This window comes from Parasutterella sp. (genome assembly GCF_057870745.1).
The window spans coordinates 12,318-35,593 of the sequence record NZ_DBMALT010000021.1 but is presented as its reverse complement, the minus strand read 5'-3'; the positions used below and the strand labels follow the sequence as shown (position 1 = coordinate 35,593).

18 protein-coding genes and 2 tRNA genes are annotated in these 23,276 nt (G+C 48.4%); 14 read left to right on the top strand and 6 right to left on the bottom strand.

Annotated elements, in window-relative coordinates; all coding sequences use genetic code 11:
• Positions 1 to 98 precede the first annotated feature (98 nt).
• Together dcuC (ACZND6_RS07285) and ACZND6_RS07280 are read right to left on the bottom strand one after the other, a co-directional pair.
• The gene (dcuC, locus tag ACZND6_RS07285; RefSeq protein ID WP_489524501.1) at positions 99 to 1,421 is read right to left on the bottom strand and encodes a C4-dicarboxylate transporter DcuC; all 1,323 of its coding nucleotides are present in this window, start codon (positions 1,419 to 1,421) and stop codon (positions 99 to 101) included.
• A gap of 26 nt (positions 1,422 to 1,447) precedes the next feature.
• Positions 1,448 to 2,866, bottom strand: a complete 1,419-nt coding sequence (locus ACZND6_RS07280) for an amidohydrolase family protein (protein ID WP_489524500.1) — start codon at positions 2,864 to 2,866, stop codon at positions 1,448 to 1,450.
• Positions 2,867 to 2,976: 110 nt separating this feature from the next.
• Here ACZND6_RS07280 and ACZND6_RS07275 point away from each other — a divergent pair, with 110 nt between their 5' ends.
• From ACZND6_RS07275 to ACZND6_RS07235, 9 genes are all read left to right on the top strand, one after another.
• Positions 2,977 to 3,909 (top strand): LysR family transcriptional regulator, encoded by a 933-nt coding sequence (locus ACZND6_RS07275; RefSeq protein ID WP_021868233.1) that lies wholly within the window; start codon positions 2,977 to 2,979, stop codon positions 3,907 to 3,909.
• Between the two features lie 214 nt (positions 3,910 to 4,123).
• Complete coding sequence (locus ACZND6_RS07270) at positions 4,124 to 5,803, top strand: putative transporter (RefSeq protein WP_300874090.1); 1,680 nt, start codon at positions 4,124 to 4,126, stop codon at positions 5,801 to 5,803.
• A gap of 172 nt (positions 5,804 to 5,975) precedes the next feature.
• Positions 5,976 to 7,412: a glutamate--tRNA ligase gene (gene gltX / locus ACZND6_RS07265; protein ID WP_489524499.1), complete on the top strand. Its 1,437-nt coding sequence runs from the start codon at positions 5,976 to 5,978 to the stop codon at positions 7,410 to 7,412.
• 77 nt (positions 7,413 to 7,489) lie between these two features.
• Positions 7,490 to 7,565 (top strand) — tRNA-Ala (locus ACZND6_RS07260).
• Between the two features lie 41 nt (positions 7,566 to 7,606).
• A tRNA-Glu gene (locus ACZND6_RS07255) sits at positions 7,607 to 7,682 on the top strand.
• Positions 7,683 to 8,306: 624 nt separating this feature from the next.
• Complete coding sequence (locus tag ACZND6_RS07250) at positions 8,307 to 9,206, top strand: AraC family transcriptional regulator (RefSeq protein WP_489524498.1); 900 nt, start codon at positions 8,307 to 8,309, stop codon at positions 9,204 to 9,206.
• 150 nt (positions 9,207 to 9,356) lie between these two features.
• Entirely contained in the window at positions 9,357 to 10,142 is a 786-nt protein-coding gene (locus ACZND6_RS07245) for a carboxymuconolactone decarboxylase family protein (protein ID WP_489524497.1), read from the top strand.
• A complete protein-coding gene (locus ACZND6_RS07240; RefSeq protein ID WP_293737760.1) occupies positions 10,139 to 10,705 on the top strand; it encodes a flavodoxin in 567 nt (188 codons plus the stop codon). Before ACZND6_RS07245 ends, ACZND6_RS07240 begins: the two co-directional genes overlap by 4 nt.
• 201 nt (positions 10,706 to 10,906) lie before the next feature.
• Complete coding sequence (locus ACZND6_RS07235) at positions 10,907 to 11,683, top strand: dienelactone hydrolase family protein (protein WP_008864274.1); 777 nt, start codon at positions 10,907 to 10,909, stop codon at positions 11,681 to 11,683.
• 95 nt (positions 11,684 to 11,778) lie between these two features.
• Here the strand turns inward: ACZND6_RS07235 and dcuC (ACZND6_RS07230) are convergent, their stop codons facing one another.
• From dcuC (ACZND6_RS07230) to ACZND6_RS07220, 3 genes are all read right to left on the bottom strand, one after another.
• Positions 11,779 to 13,158 (bottom strand): C4-dicarboxylate transporter DcuC, encoded by a 1,380-nt coding sequence (gene dcuC / locus ACZND6_RS07230; RefSeq protein WP_489524496.1) that lies wholly within the window; start codon positions 13,156 to 13,158, stop codon positions 11,779 to 11,781.
• A gap of 94 nt (positions 13,159 to 13,252) precedes the next feature.
• Positions 13,253 to 14,149, bottom strand: coding sequence for a DMT family transporter (locus tag ACZND6_RS07225; RefSeq protein ID WP_417152595.1), 897 nt, complete (start codon positions 14,147 to 14,149; stop codon positions 13,253 to 13,255).
• A gap of 72 nt (positions 14,150 to 14,221) precedes the next feature.
• The gene (locus ACZND6_RS07220) at positions 14,222 to 15,163 is read right to left on the bottom strand and encodes a glycosyltransferase family 9 protein (protein WP_489524495.1); all 942 of its coding nucleotides are present in this window, start codon (positions 15,161 to 15,163) and stop codon (positions 14,222 to 14,224) included.
• Between the two features lie 121 nt (positions 15,164 to 15,284).
• Here ACZND6_RS07220 and msbA point away from each other — a divergent pair, with 121 nt between their 5' ends.
• Together msbA and ACZND6_RS07210 are read left to right on the top strand one after the other, a co-directional pair.
• A complete protein-coding gene (gene msbA, locus ACZND6_RS07215) occupies positions 15,285 to 17,027 on the top strand; it encodes a lipid A export permease/ATP-binding protein MsbA (protein WP_489524494.1) in 1,743 nt (580 codons plus the stop codon).
• A 200-nt stretch (positions 17,028 to 17,227) separates the two neighbouring features.
• A complete protein-coding gene (locus tag ACZND6_RS07210; protein ID WP_293737986.1) occupies positions 17,228 to 18,760 on the top strand; it encodes an SLC13 family permease in 1,533 nt (510 codons plus the stop codon).
• A gap of 76 nt (positions 18,761 to 18,836) precedes the next feature.
• On the opposite strand, the gene ACZND6_RS07205 is transcribed toward ACZND6_RS07210, so the two are convergent.
• On the bottom strand, positions 18,837 to 19,706 hold the full coding sequence (locus ACZND6_RS07205; protein WP_300835157.1) for a LysR family transcriptional regulator: 870 nt from the start codon (positions 19,704 to 19,706) through the stop codon (positions 18,837 to 18,839).
• A 363-nt stretch (positions 19,707 to 20,069) separates the two neighbouring features.
• On the opposite strand from ACZND6_RS07205, the gene ACZND6_RS07200 reads away from it, so the two are divergent.
• From ACZND6_RS07200 to ACZND6_RS07190, 3 genes are all read left to right on the top strand, one after another.
• The gene (locus ACZND6_RS07200; protein ID WP_240141108.1) at positions 20,070 to 20,777 is read left to right on the top strand and encodes a carboxymuconolactone decarboxylase family protein; all 708 of its coding nucleotides are present in this window, start codon (positions 20,070 to 20,072) and stop codon (positions 20,775 to 20,777) included.
• 340 nt (positions 20,778 to 21,117) lie between these two features.
• Positions 21,118 to 22,242, top strand: a complete 1,125-nt coding sequence (locus ACZND6_RS07195) for an ABC transporter substrate-binding protein (protein WP_489524493.1) — start codon at positions 21,118 to 21,120, stop codon at positions 22,240 to 22,242.
• A complete protein-coding gene (locus tag ACZND6_RS07190; protein WP_279173360.1) occupies positions 22,239 to 23,276 on the top strand; it encodes a FecCD family ABC transporter permease in 1,038 nt (345 codons plus the stop codon). The genes ACZND6_RS07195 and ACZND6_RS07190 overlap by 4 nt, the downstream gene beginning before the upstream one ends.

Sequence of the window (23,276 nt, the reverse complement as noted above, 5' to 3'; positions counted from 1 at the left end):
ACGGTTACACCGTGAAAATCAATTTCTGGTTTCTTCCTCCTACGAAAAATTCCGGCGAGAGTGTTGAACTCGCCGGAACTGTTAGGGGAAGAACTTAATCAGAATAAGTACATTCCGACTGTAAATACGACGAGTGCCGCACAAACGGGAATAAAGGTTCGCTTACAAATGTCGATCGGATTAACACCTGCGATGCTGGCGATAACGATAACGCCTCCGGCGACAGGAGAAATTGTTCTTCCGAGGCCTGCAGCAACTTGCGCAACGGCACCCAGTTGAACAACTGTCATACCGAAATCAGCAGCATGAGGTGTGATGACTTCATTGAATGCCAGGGCCGCAGCGTTGCCGGATCCGCATACAATCGCCATGAGCCACGGGCCGACGGCTGCTGAAATCATTGCAATGGATTGAGAGCCTTTCATTGCATCGACAAGAGCGCCTGTCAGACCAATAGATTTCATACCGGAGGCAAAGACAGCAGCTGCACCAATGAGCAGGGCGACGTCACAGAAGGCGTCTCCGCAGCCGCGGCAGAACTTTTTAGAGATATCGCCGGCTTTCAGTTTGTTTACGACGCCTACGATAAGCCCGATGCCGGTTCCAATTAACATGCAGCAGGGGACAGTGAAAATTTTCGTGGGCAGCCAGCCGACTTGCTTAGAACCAATAACCAGTAAGAAGAGTGGGAGTATAGGAATCAGTGCATAGAGATAATTCACTTCCCAAGAGCAATCAGCCTTCTTTGTAATGTCTTCTGAGAATTTACGACTTCCTACGCCTTCTTTCATTGCAACAGCAAGGAAGGCCAGGATAATGGCTGCAATTACAGCACCGCATAAAGCCGGGAAAAATTCAGACATGATGACGATCATTGCATCGGGGGAGCTAATTTCGCCGGCTTTGAATGCAAGGTCGGCGACCTGCGGATTAAACATTAAGCCGGGACTGGCAACCGATCCCCACGTACCGAGGAAAACGGCAGCTCCGGCCATGACCGGAGGAACGCCAAGAGCAATTAAAGCAGGAATAAGAAGAACGCCGACAGCTGCAGCGATACCGACAGCAGATGGGAGAACAATGTTCAAAAACCACGTGATGATGACGGCTCCAGGAATTACAAGCATGGGAACTTTGGCTAAAGGCCGTACCAGGGCATTGACTAAGTGGTCTGAGCACTTGGTGTAGCTCATAACGTACCCGAAGCCCATGACGGTCGTGTAAGTGGGGACTAAGCCAGGGTTGGTTAATTGTTTTACGAAAGCGTCAATAGCTTGGCCGAAACCGACCGAGGAGCCTGCTACAAAAACTCCTACGACGGTCATCAAAATGCCGGATAAGAAGAGAACCAAACGGGCTTCATAATTTTTATAAATGAGCCAAAAGGTTCCTATAACGATAGCGATGCCTATCCACAACATAATTAACTCCTTGGGTGATGGGATTTTTATTGATTTTTTGCAAATCTTTCAGTGCGATAAGAAAAAATATCTTTGATATCAATGAGGTACGGTTCGATTTCGTATTCTTTGCAAGCCGATAATCCTTCCTGCGTTGTGATGAATTTGCCTCCTTGCCCTTTAACGCAGCCATCGACGAGTACTTCTTTGCCTTCTACGAAAGAATGAATTGGCTTTTGACGCTCAAAGTCAATGATGGTGATGTCGGCATCGGCGCCGGGACTGAAGTGTCCTTTGTTTTTGAGACCGTAAAGCCTCGTAGCGGAATAACTGGACTTGAAGACAAACTCCTGCAGGCTGAGGGCGCCTAATTTCACAAGGCTGAAGCCGCTTGAAATGATGACGTTTCTAGGAATTCCGCCACCGTCAGTACAAAAGGCGTCAACTAGGAAGTGCTTACCGTCTTTTCGTTTCTGAGTAGCGAAAAAGAAACGAGGAAGTGCCGGATTGACTTCGAAACTCATAGGTACATCCGTCTGAGCTTCCGACCAGATCTTCAAACCTTTTTCTTTATTCGTCAGGACAACAACACCATCGGCTCTTTCGTGAACATGGGCAGCGCCTTCCTCTATGGCCGCTCTCAGCCCATCGATGGTTGGTGCATAGCCTTTGGCAATTAGACAGTTTCTTGTGACTCCGCTTTCAGGAACGCCGTCGATACACTTTCCTGAACAGCCGTTGATTGGGGAGAGATAGCTTTCGCAAAGGATTTCAGGATGTTCTTCGAGCAATTGTTCGGCTTTGCGAATCTCTTCTTCCACAGAAAGTACAGCACCACGGCAGTAGGCGTTTATGTGTGCGAGATGGAAACTCCTCCCGTTTGCTATTTTGATTATTTCTTCCATTCCGCGGATATTCGATCCTTGCTTCGTGGAGCCGGCGTGGACCGCCAAAAAGGTTCCGTTTTCGGAGCAAACTGAAAATAACGTATCCACGGATTCCGGCTCAAGCGGGTAATGGCCGCCCAATAGTTTTACTCCGAAGGCTCCTTTCTTAAGAGCGATTTGAACGGCCCGAAGAATTTCTTGCGATGAAGGATGGTTTGAGCTGAGATTGACGCCGGGTCTGAGCTGTTCCAGACAGCCAATATTTAATCCGGTCCCGTTTTCTTTTATGAATTTTTTAACGCTGTCCACAGGGCCTGCCATTTCTATGGCAGTTGTAACACCGGCTAAAGCCAGCATTTTCAGGCTGTCGGGGCCTCCTAACCAGGAGGATGCATGCATATGGCTGTCGACAATTCCCGGGACAACAAGGAGATTTTTTGCATCGAGATGGCTCTTAGCTTTTCCCAGTGCAGTGCCGATAGAAGCGATTCGACCGTCTTTTACAGCGATGTCGGTAACTTGATCGAGATGGTTTTTGTAATCAACGACCCTTCCGTTGTGAATGATGAGATCAAACATGGTTTTTGAAGTTGAGGAAACAGGAATTTGTTGAGAAAAATTCTAGGTTTCGCTACTTCACTTGAAAAATATTATTTATGATTTGTCTAATTAACAAAAATGTTATAAACATGAGAAATCTGATTCTTCATCACTTGGAAGCCATCATTGAGAGCGGCTCTGTTATCGGTGCATGCAGAAGATTGTTCTTATCACAGCCTGCACTAAGTCAGTACATCAAGAGACTGGAAGCTGAGTACGGAATAGTGATTTTTGACAGATCCGTAAGTCCTTGGAAGTTGACGGAAGAAGGGGAGCATCTTCTTGAGACCCAAAGAAAAATACAACAGCTTGATGAAGAATGCCGACAGTTTTTTAGAGATCGAAAAGGTTTAAAGAGCGGGACTGTCAGAATAGGTTCGACAGCATATCGCACGGCCACAATATTGAATCCGATACTCTCTGTGTATAAAAAACAGTATCCCAACGTGATTGTCAGAATAGAGGAAGGGACGACTCAGGAAGTTGCTGAATTTGCAGATAACGGGAAGGTGGATTGCTCATTTGTTATTTCTTCGATGGTTCCGTCCTCTCTCGAGTCTGTCGAGATTTACAGCGAAAAGGTATTAGTGGGCCTACCGCCGAATCATCCTTATACGAAACGAGCCTCCGGCGAAGCCTCTCTTGAAGAGAAGTTCCCGAAAGTGGATTTTAAGGAGCTCGATGGTACGCCTTTCATCATTATGAAGAGGGGACAGATTTTCAATCAGTACTACTACGACTTATGTCAGAAGCATAGGGTACCCCCGCAAGTTGTGTTAGAAACTCAATCCATTCTTACGGTTCCCGCGCTCATCTCGGCTAACGTCGGTGCTGCTTTGGTTCCATCCACGATCGCAGACGATTGTATGGCCAGAAATGTCCGGCTTTTTTCTCTTGGAGACGATGTTCCTCAAAACAATGTTTCTCTAGTTTGGAAACAAGGGAAATATCAAAGTTACGCTCTGACAGAATTCATAAAAACGGCAAAGGAGATTTTCCTGCCAGCTTTCACTCATCAATAGCCTAACCTGTCCAAAATCATGAATCCGGCTTAAGTGAAAACGCCTGCAACTCTTCAAAAGTTTAAAGTTTGCTAGGGAAAACAATAGGATGTTTCCTCGGAAATAAAGGTTCTCTTTCCGAGAACTAATTAAAATTTATTCCACATTATGAGAGCACTTATCACTATTGGTAAGGCTCTCGATTTATTAAATATTTCTTCCCAAGGTTCAAACTATGGATTGGCTCGTTTCTTTGTGGAGCGATTCAAATTCGGTCGGGCATATTCTTTTGGTTTATGCGATCGTCATCACGGTCGGTTTGCTGCTCGGACGAATCAAAATTTTCGGAATCTCGCTCGGCGTCACTTTTGTGCTCTTTGCCGGTTTAGCGGCTGGTTACTTCGGCTTTACCGTAAACACGACGGTTCTTCATTTTCTTCGTGACTTCGGCCTGATTCTTTTTGTTTTCTTTATCGGCCTTCAAGTCGGACCATCGTTCTTTTCATCCTTCCGAAGCGGCGGTGTTCAGCTGAATCTGCTTACGCTTTTAGCAGTATTTCTGAGCTTGGCTGTAACGGTCGGTCTTTATTTCGCATTTTCGGACACTGTTTCGCTGCCGCAGATGCTCGGCGTTTACTTCGGTGCCGTGACAAATACACCGGGTCTCGGTGCCACGCAGGAAGCATTAAACATGCTGGATTACAAAGGCGAAGATATTGCCGTCGCCTATGCATGCGCCTATCCGCTCGCCGTTGTGGCCATCATCGCAACGTCTATCTGCCTGCGCTTTATCTTCCGTATTGATCTCAAGGAAGAAGACCGCATGTGGGAAGAATCGGAAAAAGAAAACAACGAAGCCCCTATCTTCTTCCACGTCAAAGTCACAAATGCGGCTTTAGAAGGTAAACAGCTGGAGCAGCTCCGCAACTTTATCGGCCGTCCCTTTATCTGCTCTCGATTGCTGCATGACGGAACGATTATTAGTCCTCATGCTAAGGACACGGTCCACGTCGGCGACGTGATGCGTATTGTTGCTTCCGCTGAAAACAAGGACGCGATTACGGTTTTTTGCGGCGCTGAAGATAAAGATGTTGATCTGGCCACAGAAAGCTCTCCGATCACAACGCGCAATATTCGTGTGACAAGGAGCGCCATGAACGGTTTGACGGTTCACGACCTGCACCTCAGCCGTTATGACGGTGTGAACATCACACGTATCTTCCGTGCCGGCATGACCCTTTTCCCGTACCAGCATCTGCGTTTCCAGATCGGTGACGTGGTTTACTGCGTGGGTCCTGAACGCTCGATTCGCCGTTTGGCCGACAAGCTCGGTAATCAGGAAAAGAAACTCGACCATCCGAACCTGATTTCTATTTTCCTCGGAATTGCAGTTGGCATTCTTTTCGGCAGCCTTCCGATCGCCATTCCCGGTATGCCCGTTCCGCTGAAATTAGGTCTAGCCGGCGGCCCGCTGATTGTTGCGATTCTGCTGGGTTACTACGGTCCGAATTTCAAGCTCATCACTTACACCACGGCTTCGGCCAATCTGATGCTTCGAGAAATGGGCATCGCATTATTCCTTGCGAGTGTAGGATTAGCTGCAGGCCGTCCGTTCGTTGATGCGATCGTCGAAGGCAACGGACTGCTCTACGCCTTCTTAGGTTTGTTCATCACGATTATTCCTTTGGTTGTCATCGGAAGTATTGCCCGCAAGGTCTACAAGATGAACTATCACAGCATTGTGGGCATGATTGCGGGTGCGACAACCGACCCTCCCACATTGGCTTATGCCAGCACGCTGACGGAGAAGAACGTTTCCGCAGTTGCATACTCTACGGTCTATCCTTTGGCGATGTTCCTGCGAATTCTTTCGGGCCAGTTTGTATTGCTCATCCTCTGGCAATTCGTTAGCTAACAGGTACAGTTTCATAACTCAGGTCGGTCGATTTTTGGCCGGCCTTTGTTTTTATCGGCTGCCGATGTCGAACTGCTCATATCCAGCTTGGTTCTAACGCGGTAAAATCAAAATTTATGCTTGCCCCGCGCGTTTGCGGGAAATTCAATATTCACGGGATTAGTTTAGAACCATGTTTACAAAAGTCCGTACTCGCATTGCTCCGAGTCCTACAGGAATGATGCACTTGGGAACCGCTCGTACAGCGATTTATTGTTGGGCTGTTGCCCGTCATTTCGGCGGTGAATTCCTTCTTCGCATTGAAGATACCGACCGTGAGCGTTCCACTCCTGAAGCAACTCAAGTGATTCTGGACGCAATGAAGTGGCTCAACCTTGACTATGACAACAAGGAAGTCGTTTATCAGATGAATCGCCTTCCTCGTTACAAGGAAGTGGTGGACCAGCTGTTGGCTAAAGGCTTAGCCTACAAGTGCTATGCCACTAAGGAAGAGCTTGATGAGATGCGTGAAGCCCAGAAGGCCCGCGGCGAAAAACCTCGCTACGACGGCCGCTGGCGTCCTGAAAACTGTGTTGGTAAACCCATTCCCGAAGGCGTAACTCCGGTTATCCGTTTCCGCAACCCCGATGACGGCGTTGTGACCTGGGAAGACGGTGTTTACGGCGAAATTACTGTTGCGAACTCCGAATTGGACGACCTCGTGATCATGAGAGGCGACGGTATCCCGACTTACAACTTTGCCGTTGTTGTTGACGACTGGGATATGCAGATCAGCCACGTTATCCGCGGCGCCGACCACATCAACAACACTCCGCGTCAGATCAACCTGTACAAAGCTATCGGCGCACCTCTGCCGACGTTCGCACACTTGCCGCTGATCCATGGTGAAGACGGTCAGAAGCTTTCTAAGCGCAACGGCACTGTCAGCGTCCTGCAGTATGACGAAGAGGGCTATCTGCCGGAAGCCTTGTTCAACTACCTGGCTCGTTTGGGCTGGGGCCACAAGGATGACGAAAAATTCTCCCGCGAACAACTGGCCGAATGGTTTGAGCTTTCCGACTGCAGCCGTTCTCCCGCCCGCTTCAGCATGAAGAAGCTGGATTGGCTGAATCACGAATACATCAAAGAATATGACGACAAGAAGCTTGCGGAGCTCGTCAAGCCGAGAATTGAGAAGCTCGGTGGTGATCTGAGCCTCGTCAAGGATCTTCCCGGCGTCATGGCTCTTCTGAAGAGCCGCGAACCGACCCTTCAGGCTCTTGCAAAAGCAGCAATGCTGTTCTGCCATAACAATCCGGTTGATGCTTCTTCTCTGCCTGCTCAGCTCAAGGATAAGGAAGATGCTTCTTTTGAAGCGATGGCTGCTTTTGTTCGCAGAGCTCCTTCCATTGATTGGAAGAAAGAAAACATCTATGGCTTAATGAAAGAAATCATGGATGAGCAGGGTGTCAAGGTTTTGCATCTTGCAATTCCTCTGCGCGTTTTGGTGACGGGCGCTGAAAAGACTCCGTCTATCGACGCAACCCTGGAACTGTATGGCCAAGAGCGCGTTCTTACCCGCCTCAACGAAGGTATGGAGAAGTGGGCTGCTCAGAGAGCCGGAAACTAATTTTTACTTTTTAGAATGCGATTTTCTCAGATGGAGTTGACAAGATCAAAAATGTCCCGTAATATCGCACTTCTTTCGGGGGTATAGCTCAGCTGGGAGAGCGCTTGCATGGCATGCAAGAGGTCAGCGGTTCGATCCCGCTTACCTCCACCAAGATTTTAGAAACTTGGTTTTTTGACCGGGTTTCACAAATTGTCCTCATCGTCTAGAGGCCTAGGACACGACCCTTTCACGGTCGGTACCGGGGTTCGAATCCCCGTGAGGACGCCATCATTTGGAAACCCGATAGCTGTTTAGCGTCGGGTTTTCGCTTTTCCGCCAGTACTGCTAGGATTTTTGGTTGGGCAACTGTTTCGTCAATATCTCGACGCTTAATCGTTATTTTCATAGAACTTCGGTTCACCGGCCCTTCTTTCTCGGCATACAAAGTTTGAGCTGCTTATCAAACTTTTCGAGAGGAGGTGGTACTGAATTATCCAGAGGAAAGGATCTCCCAAATAAAAAATCCAATACCAGTTTTTTCATCTTTGATGACTTGTATGCGTAACAACAACGTGTTAGGGGCGAAAATCGCGGAAGCTTGCTCCGGCAGTCACTACAGCTTCTAATCAGAAGTTGTTCAACTAATAAAAGCCAGGGGATAAATCTTCGGGATTTCTCAATTCTGAGTTTTCTGAGAGATAAAAGGACGGCTAGAAATTTCTAATTTAAGCGTTCAACTTGCGCTTCAATCGGCGAGATCGGGCGTTTTTCGTTTCTAAGTTCGCAAACTTAACAGAATCAGGCAAAAGACTAACGGTTTTTTGTCTTTTCACTCTTTTCAATCCGCGTAACAATAGCAATCATGGCGGCGGATTGTCACTTCGAAATCCTGTATCGCCAAAAGGAACAACCATGGAAACTCGAGATACAGAACAGAAAGAAATAACAGAAAAATTCATAAACCAGGCGATTGAAGGCCATCGAGCCCATGATCTCAGTTGGAAAAGAATTCCCGGATTTAATGTAAGCGTTCTGGAAAAAGACGCCGTTAATCGAAGCTGCTTTTACACTCTCTCTATGGCCGTGATTTTTCAGGGCGAAAAAATAGTCGATGTCGGCGACAACCAATACCAGTATGGCGGCGGCTCTATGATCGTTACATCCGTGGAAATTCCGACTTCCTATCGTATTCTCAACGCCAGTCCCGAACATCCCTTTGTTTCCGCCTCTATGAAATTAGACCGCGCTTTGTTGGCTGAAATTATGGGAGAGATCTCGGGAAAGAAAGAATTTCCGCCTTCTGAAGACAGCAATGCATTTTGCGTCGCAAGAACGCCGGTTCAAATTTCAGATTGCTTTTTAAGGCTTCTTCGTCTTGCCGACCACCCGGAGGACATGGATTTCGTTTTCCCTTGTATTCAGCGGGAATTGCATTATTTTGCTTTGACGGATCCTCAGTGTAGCAACCTTAGAGAACTTTGCACCGGAGGTTTGCCGAGCAATCGAGTTTCCAAGGCAGTTGAGTGGCTGAAGCAGCATTACAAGGAGCCAATCCGTATTCAAGAGCTCGCGGACATGGTTTACATGTCTTCGTCTACCTTCCATAACCATTTCAAGAACGTCACGTCGCTCACACCTCTTCAGTACCAGAAACGTCTTCGCTTGCACGAGGCCAAGCGTTTAATGATTACCGAGTCATATAACGCTTCAAGCGCTGCCTTTGAAGTGGGGTACGAAAGTGTTCAGCAGTTCAATCGTGAATATAAGCGCCTGTTCGGTAAGCCTCCCGTTCAGGATGTCTCCGGCTCATAGCTAATTATTGGTAAAAAGAAGCAAACATTACCTGTAATTTTGCGCAAGCCTTGTTTAATTGCAAAAGGATTAGGCAAATATATGCATTATTCAAGGCAAAGATAAAAAAACGAGCTCCCTAAAATATTCTTAACTTAATAGGAGCTCGTTATGACCAATACCTTGAAAAGAAGATCAGTTCTTGTAGCATCCGCTGCCGCATTAGTCGGAGTCTCTGTCGAAGAAACCCAAGCTAAGACAAGCAAAGCAAAAGATCCGGATTTAGACGGTGTTCTCGAAAGACTCCTAAATCAAAAAGAACGCGGTGAAACGCTCAGCCCCCTCCAAAAATACTGTGCGCTTCTCTCTTGTGTGACGGCTCAAGCCCTTCCAGAAGCCGCAGAAAAGATTGTTCTTCGAGCTCTCAAAGACAAAGTCTCGCCGCTCGAAATCAGAGAAATCGTCTATCAATGCGCTCCCTACGTGGGAATCGGACGCGTCCAGGAAACCATGGAAGGCGTCAACGATGCATTTAAAGAAGCTCACATTTCATTGCCTCTGCCGACGGCAACGACCGTAACGGATAAGAACAGAAGAGAATCCGGAGAACAGATGGTCATGAAACTCAACGGCGACCGCATGAAGCAGATTTTGTCTCAGGTCCCCAAAGATGAATATGACCTCAGAGTCAACGACCTGTATGACTTCTGCTTCGGCGATTTCTACACTCGCTCCGGATTAAGCCTCAAAGATCGAGAACTCGTTGTGTTTGGTGCAATTGCTACCTTAGGAGGCTGCGAAGCTCAGCTGCGCAGTCATATCGGAGCCAATCTCCGCGAAGGTACAACAAAAGCACAGTTGGTTGACGCACTGAGAGTCATGCTTCCGTACTTGGGATTCCCGCGGACTCTGAATGCAATGAACCAGGTCAGCCAAATGACAAAGGATTCGAAATGATTAATCGCAGAACTTTTACGTTATTCAGTATGTGCACTGCTGTCGGTGTCTCTGGTTTGGCCAATGCACAGGCTGATAAGAAACCGAAAATCTTGGTTGTATATTTTTCCAAGACGAACCACACAAAGAATATTGCCGACACCATTGCTCGTTTGGCGGGTGCCGATGAACTCAGAGTTGAGGTCGTTAAACCTTATCCTGAGGCCTATCGTTCGACAACCGAAGTCGTGAAGAAAGAATTGGAAAAGGGCATCGTGCGCGAGATCAAGGCCCCCGAAGTCGATCTTTCCAAGTACGACGTGATTATTTTCGGAACCCCGACTTGGTGGCACCATGTAGCCATGCCGCTTCAGACATGGATTAAAGCGCATCCGATGCAGGGCAAAACGATTGCTACCTACAACACCGACGGTGGCGGCGGAACAATGCATACAAGCGAAGACTTTGAAGCATTGCTCAAAGGCAACAAGCTTCTTCCGCACTTCACGATTTTCGGCACGACGGATGACGAAACACCTGCAGTTTCGAAATGGCTGAAAGGAATCGGCTTGCTGAATAAATAAAAGTTCTGCAGAAGAAAAGAAGTAAGCACTCCGAATTGAAAGTTAATTTTCTCTTTAGTTCTTGGGCATGGTTTCTTTTGGGAACGTGCCTATTTTTTCAGTCTTTAAACCTGTTATTTTGTCCAGATTTAGTTGAGCTGCTCTGGGCCTCGAGCTTCTAAAATAGCGTTAATAAAATTATCAATCTCAAGAGGTCCTTATATGGCAATTGAATATACCGGCTCCCTTCAAGGCAAGGTTCGTGCTCACACTCCCGAGACATTGGCTGCCACTTGGCTGAATGCCTATGTCGTTTTGCCGAATGCCGGCGGTGCTCCGAAAGTCGGAACCGTAGAAGAATTCAAAGGAGAGACCAAAGCCTATCCCGCAGTGGTTTTCTGCCACGGCAGCTCCGGTGTCAATCCTCAGATAAAAATTTTCGCTCAGTGGCTTGCTGATGCCTTGAGAGTGGCGGTTGTTGTTCCTGACTCTATGCAGACCGAAGACCGTCTGACTTACTCCTCTCCCGTCCCGGCTGCTGACTATGAAATCATCCACAAGATGCGTTCCCAGGAACTGGCTTTGGCCATGATGGAAATTAAGCACGCACCTTGGTTCGACGGACGTGCCATCATCGCCGGTACGAGCGAAGGCGGCGTAACGGCAGCCCGCTACCAAGCTGACGAAAAAATGATTCAGGAAAAAGGCCGCATGATCTTCTCTTGGTCCTGCGAAGACAACTACCACGTTGAAAGTCACAACACCCACATTCCTGACAACCTCCCGGTTTTGAATGTGATGAGCGCAACCGACAAGTTCTTCAGCCAGTCCAACAGCTATTTAGATAATCCGGAAGCCCTCGGCTACGCAGGCAAGGTTCTGGCCAACAACCCGAATGCAGAAATCGTTCTTCTGCCCGGTGCACCGCATACATTGATGAACCTTCCGCAGGCTCGCGACGCTGTTCAGGCTTTCATTAATCGCGTCCTCAGAAGCTAATCGAAGTCTTTCGAGCTTCGGCAGCTCTCTTCGATAAAAAATAATCCCGCAGACTTTTGAAATCTGCGGGATTCGCTTTTTAGAGCTTCAGCCGATTAGAAGATGGTGGAAACAATAATCAGCATCGTGATGTAACCGACGACACAGGGGATCGCGGTTCTCTTGATAATCGCAAACGGACTGACCTTTGCAAAACCGGCCACGATAATGATGACGCCGGCAACCGGAGACAGTGCGCGAAGCATTTCAGAAGCAGTATGCATCATGAGCATGATGGCGATACCGTTGGAATTGAGGTGCTGTGCAACGTCCGGGATGACGTGAGCCAAGCTAGTGAAAGCAGCAACGCCGGAACCGGTGAGAACAGTAACCACACCGATGATGGCGGAAAGCACAACGCCGGTGCCTGTGACGCCGAGGCCGCAGTTCTTAGCAACGTCGATCAAGTAGGTGATGAGACCGGTCTGCTGCAGGCCTTTAGCAAAGAAGGCGGCAACGAAGATCAGGCCGACGGTACTTGTCAGAATGCTGCCCATGCCCTTAAACATGGAGAAGGACAGGTCGAAGGATTTCTTGGCTTCTCTTCTGACGAGAAGGTCGACGAGGAAGCAAACGAACCAAGAAAGGAACATGGCGGTTGCAACGTTCATCGTAATGGTCTTGTAAACCATCTTGTTGAAGATGAGGAGAAGAACCAGCGGAAGAACCGGCATGCAGGCATAGATGAGCGGTGTCTTTTCGAGTTCTTTTCTCTTAGCTTCGAGTTCGGCGAAGTCGGCAACATAACCGTGAACACCGTCTTTCTTGTCGAAGTATCTCTGAACGATCACGTGAGTGATAGCCATTACAAGTACGACCGGAGCGGCCATGACTAACTGATAAGAAACCAGATATTCAACCGGGTCAAGGTGAACCAGTTCGGCAGCCATCACAGCAACGCCGGAGGCCGGAGCGTAGCCGACGCAGAGGACGCTGGCGACCACGGCAGCGGCAGAAAGAGAAGAGCAGCCGACGCGGATGATCAGCGGATAAACCGTCACGATCAACAGCATGGCCAAGCCGGCAGCCGATGTAATCACCAAGCCGAGGCAGTGACCGATGATGAACACTAAGCCGAGGATGAGGTACGGGTTCTTTAATAAGGTAATCGGTTTAGCGCAAACCGTAACGAAACGGTCGGAAGCACCGACGTCTTTCATGTACTGAGCAAAACCGCCGGAAACAAGAATAATGAAACCGACGCCGGCAATCTGGGTGCGGCAGATCGCGCGGAAGAGTTCGAAGAAGTCAAAGCCTAAAAGGCCTGTGGCAGTGGCATTCTTCGGAAGAAAGTTTGTCGCGCCGTTCATAACACCGATGATGTTCAAAAGCAGACCGGCAATAAAAAGCACCATATTTACTTGGTACTTCTTAACGATTGCCCAGCCTGTCAAAATGACAATAGCGGCAGCGAGCCAAAGTGAAATCGCTTGCATTTGGGACCCTTGGGAAGTTAATGAAATATTTTCTAACAATTATAGATGCAAAAACACGGGATATTTAACCGTGCAGTTCCAAGAATGTCGGCCGCTATCGAGTCTTTTGTTCTGAGGAAGAAGCGGCTTTCTCCGCCTTTTTGGTGTAGACGGTAGCGATCATCCCGGCAGTGGCGACAATGGTCATACCGATAAGAGAGAGCATGTCGGGAATATTTTTAAAGAAGAAGACGCCGATGAGTTCTGAGAAGGGGATCGCAGAAAATCCCAGACAGGAAACCAGAAGCATATTTCCGCCGATCCAGGCTCGGGTGCTGGCGAGCATTCCTCCTGTGGCAAGCAGGCACATCAGAAAGGCGGCAATGGCGGCACGAGTATTGGGCATGTGGAATCCGTCTTCAAAAAAGAGGATACCCAGCAGCGCACCCACTGTGCAGAAAAGAGAATAATAAAAGACGACGCGCCAGGACGGTTCGTGCACGCGGCCTAAAAAGCGGATTTGCCAATATCCGAACAAATCAATAAAAGCGACAAAGAGGCATAAAAGTGCCGAGACCGCATCCCCGCTCAGGAAAGACGGACGCATAACGACCACAATGCCGACAAAGCCGAGAAGAATAGAGCCGATCAGGGGCCATTCGGGCTGTTCTTTCTTCCAGAGCGCCAGCAAAATAAAATTCAGTGCTAAAAAGAGCGGCGTTGAATACGTCAGCGTGATGTTGGTGCCGAGCGGCAGCATCCCTAACGTAAAGAACCAGATAGCTACCGAAGCAAAACCCAGAACATCTCGTCGAAGATGCAGTATCGGATATTGGGTCTTTAACGTTTCTCCTCTCAGAGAGACGGTAATAAAGACGAAGAGAGTCGTGAAAAGAGAGCGGTAGAAAACCAGCTCCAGCGGTCCGAAAACATCATTGCAGTACTTCACACAAGCGGCCATCATGGAAAAGAAGGCCGCGGCGGCTAAGGACCAAAGCGATTGCGCAAACATGTTGTGAAGTAAGGTATTGAGCAGATGCGAATCGAGGAGCTTGAAAGCTCCTCGGATCAGGTTACATCTTAATTAATTTTTGGTCTTCAAAACGTCATCGATGGCAGTAATGACTTCATCGACTTCCGGCCAGCGGCCTTTACGGCCCACAATAACGTTCTTCTCGTTCCAGGGACTGGTGCGGTCGGTGTCCGTAACACCGACAATGGTGATCTGAGGGGCACCCACGGCGGCAGCGATATGGCTTACGCCGGAGTCGTTTGCGATGACAATAGCTGCTTTTTCGCAAAGTGCGGCGAAGTTGCCGAGACTTGTCGGCTCATAGATGGTTGCGTCCGGACAAGCAGCTTTAGCCGCTTCGGCTTCATCGGCAGCCGGGAAGACGACCGGTTCGATGCCTCTGTCGCGAAGCGGCTTGCAGAGTTCATTGAAGTGGCGCCAGTATTTTTCTTTGCCTTCGTGACGGCCTTTGGCGATCGGTGCAAGGATGGCGTAGCGTTTAGGCAAGCCGATTTTTGCGGCTAGATTGCGGGCGCCGGCTTCATTGCGTGCAGCCAGCTTCATGTTGATGCGCTTAGTGAGCTTGGTATATGGCGGTTTGATGCCCATGGCTTTGAGCGCTTCGTAGGCAACGTACCAGAAGCGTTCGACTTCGTGCATTCTCGGAGGCTCCGGAATGGCATGCTCTAACAGAATGGAACGTCCGTCAGTGGCTAAACCGGTGCTTTGGATGCCTGCGCTCTTAAAAAGAAGTGCGGACCCGAAGGAGTTCGGCATCAGGATACCGCGGGGATTTTTTACAGAAGCGGCTAAATCCCGAATGCGTTTAATGTCGTCTAACAAATTTCCTTCAATCGGGTCGAAGCGGCGGTTGGTGCCCTCGAATAACTCTCCGACGAAAGGCTTGCCGATAAGGTAAAGCTTAAATCCGGCGGCCTCTAAAAGGTTTAAGGCCGGCATAGTCATGACGGCGTCACCGACATGATTAGGTAACCTGACGAATAGTGTTGCCATAAAAACTGTTTCAAAGATATATGTGTTTGCCTAGTCTAACGCCTGCCGACTCGTTAAACTACCTGCACCTAAGCTAACGAGGATAGAGTTGAAATCCGTTAAGATCAAAAAAGAACCTTTAATGAGGCTCTTTGCCTACTTACCGCCTTACAAGTTCTACATCTTTCTCGCGTTGATCGCCATGGTCGCCGCGGCTGCCGGCTCATCCCTGATGGCATTGCTGATGGGCAAGCTCACTGATTTAGGTTTCTATCAAAAAAACGGTCTGGTGGCAATTTGGGCTCCGATTGCTTTGATCGGCATCTCTGTTCTTCACGGAGGCGGCCAGTTCTGTTCTTCCTATCTACTTCAAAAAGTTTCTCAGGAAATCCTGGTCAAACTCCGTTCTTTGATGTTTGATCACATGATTCGCTGGCCGGAAGAAGTTGTCCAGAGTCAGGAATCCGGCCGTGTGGTTTCCCGCTTTGTGAACGAAGCTTCTCAGGCCTTGTCAGGCGCCTCTCAGGTGCTGACCGTACTTGTGCGCGACTCTCTTCAGGTTGCAGCCTTGCTTTGCGTTCTTTTTTGGCATAACTGGCAGCTGACATTAGTGACGTTTATTGTTGCTCCGATTCTGATTTATATCTTGAGGACGGTGAGCAAGCGCCTCAAGAAACTGACTTCCGACAGTCAGGTGACTTTCGGCCAGATCTTAAGTCAGCTCAATGAAACTTATCGTTCCGAGCGTCTGATTAAGGTTTACAACGCCTACAAGTTTGAAGAAGAGCGTTTCGGTCACATCAACCGTCGACTGAAAGGGTTGACGATGCGTCAGCAGATCGTCAAAGGCCTCGGTACTCCTGCGACTCAGTTCGTCAGTATCTGCGGTGTTGCGATTGTCGTCTGTGTGGCATTGCTCCAGGCGCAGAAAGGCCAGCTCTCTTTGGCCGAATTTGTGACCTACATTTCTGCGATGCTTCTCATGATGCCGGCCATTCGTAAACTTGCCGGCTTAAATGGCACGATTGCCAGTATGGGCGCGGCCGCCGAAAGCCTTTTTGAGATGATTGATATTCCTCTTGAAAAGGATCCCGGCTCTAAGAGTATCGAACGCGTTAAGGGTAACGTTGAATTCAAAAACGTTTGGTACAAGTATCCCAATGCACTGGAACCCTCGCTGAAGGATTTCACCCTGAAGGCAGAGGCTGGAAAGATGATTGCCTTTGTGGGTGCTTCAGGCGCCGGTAAGAGCACCATCATTAACATGATTCCTCGTTTCATGGTGCCGACGAAAGGAGAGATCTTATTTGACGGTATACCTCAGAACGAGATGACGCTGGAGAGCATTCGCCGTCAGGTGGCAATCGTGACTCAGGAAGTCATGCTCTTTGACGACACCATTGCTGCCAATATTGCTTTCGGAGCGGGAAGACCCGTGACAGAGGAAGAAATCATGCAGGCAGCTGAAGCCGCCTACCTCAAGCCGCTGATCGATTCGCTACCCGAAGGTCTTCAGACTCGGATCGGTGAGGGCGGATCAAAACTTTCCGGCGGCCAAAGACAGCGTGTCTCCATCGCACGCGCACTCCTGAAAGATGCTCCGATTCTGCTTCTTGACGAGGCCACCAGTGCTTTGGATACGGAAAGCGAAAAGTACATTCAGGCCTCTTTGGACAAACTCAGAGAAGGCCGCACGAGCTTTGTGGTGGCGCACCGTCTCTCTACCATTGTGGATGCCGATATGATCGTCGTGATGGATCAGGGGGCGATGGTAGAGGCCGGAACCCATTTCGAGCTTCTGGCAAAGGACGGTCCTTATGCTCGGCTCTATAAGATTCAATTCAGCCACCAGAAGCCCGAAAAGTCTGAGACACAAAAGGCTTAACGGATAAAAGCGTCCTAAAAACGCCTACATCAAAAGCAACAAATTTCACAATGTGAAATTAAATTTCGCATCGTGCTATTTATATTCAATCTATTGAAATTTTTAATTTGCCTCGCGAAGAATAAACAAATTTTTGTGCTTAAATAAATCTGTTTCGCCTTGAGCACAGCTGCTCGATAACTCAATACATAGGAGTATCAATGGAAACACCACTGCAAATGGGTTCCTTCTCGAGACAGTCGAAAACGATTGCTCTTTTTGCCGCCCCTGTTTTAGCCCTGCTTTTATATTGGGTTCTTCCGGACGCGTATGTTAACGGTGCCGGAGCTTCGGTTCCCGTCTCCCATGCCGCAAAGGCCTGCTTAGCCATTTTGTTATGGATGGCCCTTTGGTGGTTTACGGAAACCGTGCCGATTGCCGTGACGGCGCTTTTGCCGATTATTCTTTATCCTCTTTGCGATGTTACGACTTTAGCAAAAACGCTGACGCCTTATGCCTCTGATACGATTTATCTGTTCTTAGGCGGCTTCCTGCTGGCAGCGGGTATTCAGCGCTGGGGCCTCGATAAGCGTATCGCTTTAAAGACGATGCAAATTGTCGGTACCTCTCCCGGCGCCATTATTGCCGGTGTGATGATCGCAACAGGTTTCATTTCCATGTGGGTGTCGAATACGGCAACCGCAGCCATGATGGTTCCGATCGCCATCGCCGTCATGTCCGTGGTTCGTCAGAATTCCGACTCTCCGGCCATTACTAAGGGCGAAAGAAACTTCGGTATCTGTGTCCTGTTAGCCGTGGCTTATGGCGCTTCCATCGGCGGTATGGGAACAATTATCGGTTCGCCTCCTAACGGTATCTTCGTTCGCTTTGTACAACAGACGTACGGTGTTGATGTTTCCATCGTTCAGTGGATGAAGGTTGGTATGCCGGTGGTTCTTCTCCTCATGCCTCTTTCCTGGCTGCTCTTAACCAAGGTGCTTTTCAGAGAACAGATTCAAAAGATTGCCGGCGGCCGTGAATGGATCCGTACCGAATTAAAGAACATCGGCAAACCGACCCGCGGTGAAATCTCAGTTCTGATCGTCTTCATTTGTGCAGTGGTTCTTTGGTGCCTCGGTTCTCAGATTCGCTCCTTCACCTTAGAAAACGGTGTTCGTCCTTTCAGAATGGTTAGTGATGCCGTGATTGCAATGGCTGCCGGTGTGTCTCTCTTCTGTATTCCGGTTAATTTTTCCCGCGGTGAAAGAGCGCTTGACTGGAAGCACTGCGACAATATTCCCTGGGACGTGCTTCTCCTTTTCGGAGGCGGCCTTTCTATGGCAGCTTGTATTCAGGCAACCGGCGCTGCCAACCTCATCGCAGCCCAGGCAACATCCTTCGTTGGTCTGCCGCCTGTGCTCGTGATCTTGGGGGTCGCAACTTTAGTGATCTTCGCAACGGAATTCACTTCGAACACTGCTTTGGCTGCTACGATGCTTCCGCTTCTGGCTGCTGCAGCTCCTGTTCTCGGTATTCCGACGGAGCAAGTGCTCTTAGTGACGACTATTGGTGCTTCTGCCGCCTTCATGATGCCGGTTGCGACACCGCCGAATGCGATTATTTTCGGTACCGGCCGCATCCAGATCGGCGAAATGATTAAGGCAGGTTTTTGGCTGAACGTTATTTCTATTATCGTGATTGCGGGTGTCTGCATGGCTCTGGGAGACGTTCTCCAGCTGCCGATGCCAAAATAAAAATTATCCGGCACCCCTGAAAGGCGCCGGATCAATGAAAAAATGGCCTGAGCGAATCTGTCGTTCAGGCCTTTACTTATTTTTGGACCGGGAAATATTGTTCGATATCCGACCAGAAGATTTCGCAAGGCTTTGAGAGTTTTCTGTTCTTCTTGCGGACTGCGACATGTGAAGTTGTTCTTTCGGGTGTAATCGGAAGGAAGCGGAGATTCGGCTTCGGACGGTTTGTGAAACTTCCTTCAATACAAAGCAGGGAACCGATTCCCTTCTCAACCATTGTTAAAGCATTGGATGCGAGATTGTGATAGGCCGCAACTTTGAACTTACTTTCCGGAACTTTGAACCAACTGCTGATTTCAGAAAGGACGATGTAGCGGCGCGGAAGAATTAAGGTTCGTTCAATAATCTCTTCATAACTCAGCGTTTTTTTCTTGATCGGCATTTCTTCATTGCGAACAACTAATCCCCACTTTTCAATGACATCGATGGGAATTTTGGTGTACTTCGCGCTTTCCACCGGCTCAATGAGTATTGCCATATCCAGTTTATTTTCATCGACATAGCGTTTTAAGTCGTCGCCGTCAGCAGAATAGACTTCAAATTGAACGTGCGGATACCTTTGGTTGAATTGCACAACTGCGTCAGCAAAGTAATCCATGATTCGACTTTCAACGATCCCTACCCGAACGACACCGTGGAGGACGTCTCCGTTTTCTGACAGCTCGGCCTTGGCTTGTTTGGCAAGGTCTAATATTTCCTGAGCACGAAGTAAAAAGAGATAGCCGTTCTCGGTAAGCGACAAACTGCGAGTGCTTCTCACCAATAACTTGCAGCCCAATTCTTGTTCAAGTTCCTGAATTTGCCGTGTCAAAGCGGGCTGAGATATGTAAAGCGCTTCGGCAGCACGCGTGATGTTGCCAAGCCTGCACACAGTGACAAACGACATCAATACTCTTAGGTCCATGAGATTTTCAATTTATGTATTTATTGCATTAAAGATGATTGTAAATAAGTATTGGAAATAAATAAACAGGAACTCTAGAATTTTTAGGAATAGGGAGCCAAATCGAGAAAATGAACGGTCGGCTGGTGTTATTAACGGGAATTTCCAAGGCTTCAAGTTTTGAAGATGACGAGTTTGTATTGAGTCGCGATAAAGGAAAGCACAGCTAGGTTGTCTTCAATATCAGCTTGCTGAAGAACAGGCTCTCGGAAGGTTTTTAAGTTATGTCACTAAAAGGGGTTAAAGATGGTTTTGAACAGAAGAAAAGTATTACTGTCTGCCACCGTTGGTGCAGCAGGAGCAGTTATGACAAATACCGTTAGTGCAAAAGAAAGAAATTTGGATCCGGATATGGACGCCATCGTCGCGAGAATGATGAACGTTACTAAACGCGGAACAACACTTGCGACGAATCAAAAATATTTTGTTTTATTGGCCACATGTGCAGCTCAGGGTCTTTCGGAAGAGGCTGAGGGTGTCACAGCAGCAGCTTTGAAAGCAGCCGTTGAACCGATTGCGATTAAGGAAGCCGTCTATCAGACTGCGCCATACGTTGGAATAGGCAGAGTTAAAGAAGCTTTAGAAGGGGTAAACAAAGCTCTTAAGGAGGCTGGAGTCCGTCTTCCGTTAGCCTCTCAGACCGCCGTCAACGATCAAAATCGTTTGGCCAAAGGCATTGAAGTTCAGACTGCTATTTTCGGCGATGCGATCACACAGATGCACAAGAACACGACGGAACCGATGAAACCGCTCATGATCAATGACTTGTCCGGATATTGCTTCGGTGACTTCTATACGCGTACCGGCATGTCCGTTAAGGATCGTGAATTGGTTGTCTTTGCTGCGATTGCAGCGCTCGGCGGATGCGAAGCTCAGCTTAAGGCACATGCAGACGCAAACCTTAAAGAAGGCGCGACTAAACAGAATTTGATTGATGCTCTCCAGGTAGCCGTTCCGCTGAATGGTTTCCCGAGAACATTGAATGCGGTTACGGTCGTCAATAGTATCGCCTAGTAGTTAGCTTAATCGTCCGCAAAAATCAGCCTCCGACGTTTCTCTCGCCGGAGGTTTTGTTATTTCTATAGGACAAGGGTCTGGCGCCGTTGGTCAAAATGAGTATGACGAATTAAAAATTTATCTTACGAAACCGCATGTAGTTCATGAATATGATAATTTAGAAAAAAGTAATACCTTTCAAATAACTCAAGTTCCTGAATAAAGCCGAGTTAAAGCGAGCCTCCTCGAAAAGTGGTTTTTGACAGCTCGTGAACGTCAAACGTGAGAGGTTTATTTGCTGAGTTTCTGACTTTCGGGCCGTCACGAAAGCAACGACCCACAATCGAAGAGGATCACAATGCTGAGAAAGTTAATTCTTGCTCTTTCTTTTTCTTCTCTTGCGGCCTTTAGCGGTTCCGTGCTCGCGGCGGCCTTTGATATTACGGATATCGAGGGTAGGAAAGTTCATTTCGAGGATCAGCCGAAGACCTTTGTCGTCGCTAACTACATCGCGAACTTTATGATGGTGGGCGGTGCGGCCGGCCTTGAAAAAGTCGTTGCTCTGACAAAAGACGGATGGGAAGATACGCGCTACGGTGAATATCAAGTTTTTACGAAGTCTTTTCCTAAGATGAAAGATCTGCCGAGTATCGGCGGTTACCACGACGATATTCTCAATGCCGAGAAAATCCTCAGTCTCCATCCGGATGTCCTTCTGATCGGAAGAACTCAGTACGCGGAAAACAGCCAGAGAATTAAAACGTTTGAAAAAGCCGGAATCAAGGTCGTCGTCCTGGATTACCATGCGATGACAACGGTAAACCATACACTCAGTACGGAACTTCTTGGCAAGCTTCTGGGTCGGGAAAGGATCGCCGAAGCTCAGAACAAGACCTATAAAGAGGCTCTTGACCACGTTTACTCAACGATTGTCAAACTTCCTGATGATCAGGTTGGTACGAAGGTTTACATGGAGACCGCCAGCAAGGGGCTGGCTCGCTACGGTAATTCATACAATAAGGACGTACTTTGGGGCGCAATCCTCAAAAACATCAAAGCAGCGAATCTCGCCGAGAATTCTCCTCAGCCTTACATGGCCCTCGATAAAGAGTATGTGATTTCTCAGAATCCGAAGGTTATTTTTATCGGCGGGAGCATTTGGCGCAATAAATCCGAGGGGGACCAAATGCGAATGGGCTTTACCGTCCCCGAGTCGCAGGCTCAGGAAAGGTTGGCCAATTTTACAAAGCGTCCCGGCTGGAACATGCTCGATGCCGTTAAGGAAAACCGAGTCTACGGTGTAGACCATGGAAGCTTGAGGAACATGGCTGACTACACCTTTACTCAATATATGGCCAAGGTGCTTTATCCCGAAGCGTTTAAGGATATTGATCCCGTCGGCAATTTGAATAACTACTACAAAACTTATTTACCTGAACTCAAGTATGACGGCACCTTTATGATTCATTTGAATCAAAAATGAGCCCAGAAGATCTCATCATTCGACAGTATCGAAACAGGATCCGCAAAAAGGTTCTGTCAACGATGCTCGTCGGTTTGATATTGAGTGTTCTGGTGTTTCTGGACATTCAAGTCGGTTCATCGTCTATCGCCTTTAAAGACCTGGTCGATGCGGTTCTCAAGGGACCCGCCGGAGGATCGTCCGCTTCTTTTATTGTTTGGGAAATTCGGCTGCCCATGACTTTTACGTGTCTTTTTGTGGGCGCATCTCTGAGTCTGGCGGGACTTCTGATTCAAACGATTACGAATAATCCTCTTGCCAGCCCATACACTTTGGGCGTGACGGCAGGAGCAAGTTTCGGAGCGGCCATTGCCATTACGACCGGCTTTGCACTATTCGGACAAATCTGGCTCGGTGTTTCGCTGGCTGCACTTGTCATGGCGCTGACGGTATCGGCATTCATTTTCTATCTCGGAAGTAAGCGCTCGCTTACGGCAACGACGCTCATTCTTGTAGGCGTCATTATGAATTTCTTCTTTCAGGCGCTCCAGCAGTATCTGCAGTACCGAGCTTCTCCGGAAATCGCGCAAATTATCTCCGGCTGGACGTTTGGCAACCTTCAGCGCTCCTCTTGGATCAGCGCCGGCGTTTCCTCGACTTGCTGGACGATTGTGCTTCTGATTTCTTTTTGCTATTCGTGGAAACTCACTGCGCTCAGTGACGGAACCGAGAGGGCTCGAGGACTTGGCATCAACACGGACCAATTAAGGATGTTTGTCTTTACGGTGAGCTCCGTTCTGGTCGCTTCTGCCGTAGCATTTATCGGTACGGTGGCCTTTGTAGGTTTGATCTCGCCTCACTGCGCCAAGCTGCTTTTGGGTGACGATCAAAGGTTTTTGATTATCGGATCATCTATGGTCGGAAGCGCGCTTATGCTTGCCGCATCGATCATTTCCAAACTGATGTCTGAAGGCGCGACGCTCCCTGTGGGAATTGTGACTTCCATTGTCGGTGTTCCGTTCCTGTTTTTCCTTTTGCTAAGGTCGCGGGAGTAA

Coding starts and splice junctions, on each gene's coding strand:
- ACZND6_RS07190 (WP_279173360.1), top strand. CDS start 22,239: ATGAGCCCAGAAGATCTCATCATTCGACAGTATCGAAACAGGATCCGC.
- ACZND6_RS07205 (WP_300835157.1), bottom strand. CDS start 19,706: ATGTCGTTTGTCACTGTGTGCAGGCTTGGCAACATCACGCGTGCTGCC.
- ACZND6_RS07275 (WP_021868233.1), top strand. CDS start 2,977: ATGAGAAATCTGATTCTTCATCACTTGGAAGCCATCATTGAGAGCGGC.
- ACZND6_RS07195 (WP_489524493.1), top strand. CDS start 21,118: ATGCTGAGAAAGTTAATTCTTGCTCTTTCTTTTTCTTCTCTTGCGGCC.
- msbA (WP_489524494.1), top strand. CDS start 15,285: ATGAGGCTCTTTGCCTACTTACCGCCTTACAAGTTCTACATCTTTCTC.
- ACZND6_RS07250 (WP_489524498.1), top strand. CDS start 8,307: ATGGAAACTCGAGATACAGAACAGAAAGAAATAACAGAAAAATTCATA.
- ACZND6_RS07210 (WP_293737986.1), top strand. CDS start 17,228: ATGGAAACACCACTGCAAATGGGTTCCTTCTCGAGACAGTCGAAAACG.
- dcuC (WP_489524501.1), bottom strand. CDS start 1,421: ATGTTGTGGATAGGCATCGCTATCGTTATAGGAACCTTTTGGCTCATT.
- ACZND6_RS07270 (WP_300874090.1), top strand. CDS start 4,124: ATGGATTGGCTCGTTTCTTTGTGGAGCGATTCAAATTCGGTCGGGCAT.
- ACZND6_RS07245 (WP_489524497.1), top strand. CDS start 9,357: ATGACCAATACCTTGAAAAGAAGATCAGTTCTTGTAGCATCCGCTGCC.
- ACZND6_RS07220 (WP_489524495.1), bottom strand. CDS start 15,163: ATGGCAACACTATTCGTCAGGTTACCTAATCATGTCGGTGACGCCGTC.
- dcuC (WP_489524496.1), bottom strand. CDS start 13,158: ATGCAAGCGATTTCACTTTGGCTCGCTGCCGCTATTGTCATTTTGACA.
- ACZND6_RS07225 (WP_417152595.1), bottom strand. CDS start 14,149: ATGTTTGCGCAATCGCTTTGGTCCTTAGCCGCCGCGGCCTTCTTTTCC.
- gltX (WP_489524499.1), top strand. CDS start 5,976: ATGTTTACAAAAGTCCGTACTCGCATTGCTCCGAGTCCTACAGGAATG.
- ACZND6_RS07240 (WP_293737760.1), top strand. CDS start 10,139: ATGATTAATCGCAGAACTTTTACGTTATTCAGTATGTGCACTGCTGTC.
- ACZND6_RS07235 (WP_008864274.1), top strand. CDS start 10,907: ATGGCAATTGAATATACCGGCTCCCTTCAAGGCAAGGTTCGTGCTCAC.
- ACZND6_RS07280 (WP_489524500.1), bottom strand. CDS start 2,866: ATGTTTGATCTCATCATTCACAACGGAAGGGTCGTTGATTACAAAAAC.
- ACZND6_RS07200 (WP_240141108.1), top strand. CDS start 20,070: ATGACAAATACCGTTAGTGCAAAAGAAAGAAATTTGGATCCGGATATG.